The organism is Methylobacterium sp. WL116, assembly GCF_008039455.1.
GTDB lineage: Bacteria > Pseudomonadota > Alphaproteobacteria > Rhizobiales > Beijerinckiaceae > Methylobacterium.
Window position 1 is genome coordinate 1 of sequence record NZ_VRUV01000646.1, and the last position, 2,223, is coordinate 2,223.

The following is a 2,223-nucleotide window of genomic DNA, read 5'->3' on the forward strand; positions in this document are numbered from 1 at the left end:
GCCTGCGGCTCGCCCGGCTCGGCTTCGCGCGACGCCGGCTCACGCGGCAGCAGGACGGCGACGGCGATCGCGACCGCGGCACCGAGGCCGGCGACGATCCACAGCACGGCGCGCCATTCGGTGCGGATGAGGAGGAAGCCGACGAGGGGCGGCAGCGCCGCCTTCCCGAGGTCGCCGGTGAAGTTGTAGGTGCCGAGCGGCCCGCGCGCGGCCTTTCCATACGCCCGGGCGATCACCGCCGAGGCGAGCGGATGCTGCGTGCTGCTGCCGGCCCCCGAGAGGGCGAGGGCGAGGCACAGGGTGACGAGGCCGCCCGACGCGCCGGCGAGAGCGTAGCCGGCCGCGCCGAGCAGCGTCCCGAGCACCAGCACGGTGCGCAGGCCGAGCCGGCGGGCGACGGCGGTGGCCGGCATCTGCAGCCCGGCCAGCGCGCCGACGTAGAGCGAGCGCAGCACGGCCAGCGCGACGTAGCCGAGGCCGAACTCCGCCTGCCACACCGGCAGCAGCACGTAGATCAGGTCGGTGTAGCCGTCGTGGAGCGCGTGGTTCAGGCCGACCACCGCGAGCGAGCGCCCCGCCTCCGCGACCTGAGCCGGCTCGGATGGGGCGGCGAGGTTCGGTGGGCGCGCGGAGCGGCTGTCCGTGTTGCTGGCCGTGTTCATGGCCGGCAGGATGCCGTCCTCGCCGCCGGCTGACAAACGCCTTATGTTGACGTGCGTGTGAGGAAAGCTGACGCGCATGCATCGCCGACTGCCGCCGCTTAATGCGCTCAAGGCGTTCGAGGCCGCCGGCCGGCACCAGAGCTTCACGCTGGCCGCGGCGGAACTCGGCGTGACGCACGGTGCCGTGAGCCGACACGTCCAGGCGCTCGAGGCCTGGCTCGGGACGCCGCTGTTCGAGCGCCACAACCGTCGCGTCGTCCTGACGGAAGCCGGGCGGGGCTACCTCGCCGAGATCGGGGCCGCCCTCGACCGCGTCGCGCTCGCGACCGCGCGGCAGATGGAGCGGGGGCAGGCGCGCGTGCTGCACGTGAACGCGCTCGCGACCTTCACGCTGCGCTGGCTGATCCCGCGCCTCTCGGCCTTCCAGCGCGGCAACCCGGCGATCGAGGTCCGGCTGACCACCTCGAACGTGCCGCTCGCCCACATCGTCGAGCCGTTCGACGTTGCGATCCGCGGCGGGCCGGACACGTGCCCCGGCTATGTCCGGCAGCGTTTCCTGACCGAGCGGCGCATCCCCGTCTGCAGCCCGGCGCTGCTGCAGCGCCTGCCGCTCCGCACGCCGGCGGACCTGGAGCGCCACACGCTGCTGCACGCGGCGACGCTGCCCGAGGTGTGGCCGCACTGGCTGCAGGCCGCCGGCGTGCCGGACCTCGGCCCGGCGCGCTCGGTGACGCTGGAGCACTTCTACCTCACGCTGCAAGCCGCCCTCGACGGGCTGGGCGTGGCGATGGGGCCGGAGCGGTTGATCGCCGACGACGTGGCGGCCGGCCGGCTGACGCTGCCCTTCGACGGCCCGGCGCTGCCGGCGCGCAGCTACCACGCCTACGTCCCGGAGGCCCGCGCCGAGGACCCGGCCGTGCGCGCCTTCTGCGACTGGCTTCCGAAGGCCGCCTGAGCCTCGCCGACGGAAGCCCACCGCATGCAACCGGACTGACGCTGGATACCGACGACGCGCATTAGCGGTTGCCATCCGGACGCGGCCTCGGGCATGGCGGGGCGACGACGATGAGCCGGCCTCCGGGGGCGGAGCCGGGCGGCGGGGTGGCGATGGCGATCAATCAGGAAGCAGTCGAGCGGCTCGCGGAAGCCTCCGCCCTGCGGGTGCTCGTCCAGACGGTCGCGGTGCTGGTGTTCGAGCAGAGCGGCCTGCCGCCGGACCGGGTGCGCGCGCTCGGGCGCAGCCTCAGCGCCGAGATGTCGGACATCGAGATCCCCGGCGCCGGCGGCCCCGACCTCGACGCCATCCGCCAGGCGAATGCGCAGGCGGTGGTGGCCGCCTTCGAGAGCGTCGCCGAGGCGATGCGGGACGGCGGCGCGGCGACCTCCGGCGCCTGACCGGTTCCGGACCGGCCGCGGCGCCTCCGGATCGGCGTCGGCGAGGATGCCGACGGCCACGTTGCGTGCGGTCCCGATCACGGCCGACGCCGCCGACGAAGCGGCTTCCCGCCGGCGTATCGCGACCCGGCACAGCCGGCACGATCGCCGCAGCGCGCGGCGCCGC

3 protein-coding genes are annotated in these 2,223 nt (G+C 75.0%); 2 read left to right on the plus strand and 1 reads right to left on the minus strand.

Annotated elements, in window-relative coordinates:
• On the minus strand, positions 1-662 hold a 662-nt coding region (locus FV223_RS25745; protein ID WP_147729598.1), incomplete at its 3' end, for an MFS transporter.
• A gap of 76 nt (positions 663-738) precedes the next feature.
• On the opposite strand from FV223_RS25745, the gene gcvA reads away from it, so the two are divergent.
• Positions 739-1,617: a transcriptional regulator GcvA gene (gene gcvA / locus FV223_RS25750; protein ID WP_147729599.1), complete on the plus strand. Its 879-nt coding sequence runs from the start codon at positions 739-741 to the stop codon at positions 1,615-1,617.
• A gap of 110 nt (positions 1,618-1,727) precedes the next feature.
• The gene (locus tag FV223_RS25755; protein WP_147729600.1) at positions 1,728-2,057 is read left to right on the plus strand and encodes a hypothetical protein; all 330 of its coding nucleotides are present in this window, start codon (positions 1,728-1,730) and stop codon (positions 2,055-2,057) included.
• Positions 2,058-2,223 lie beyond the last annotated feature (166 nt).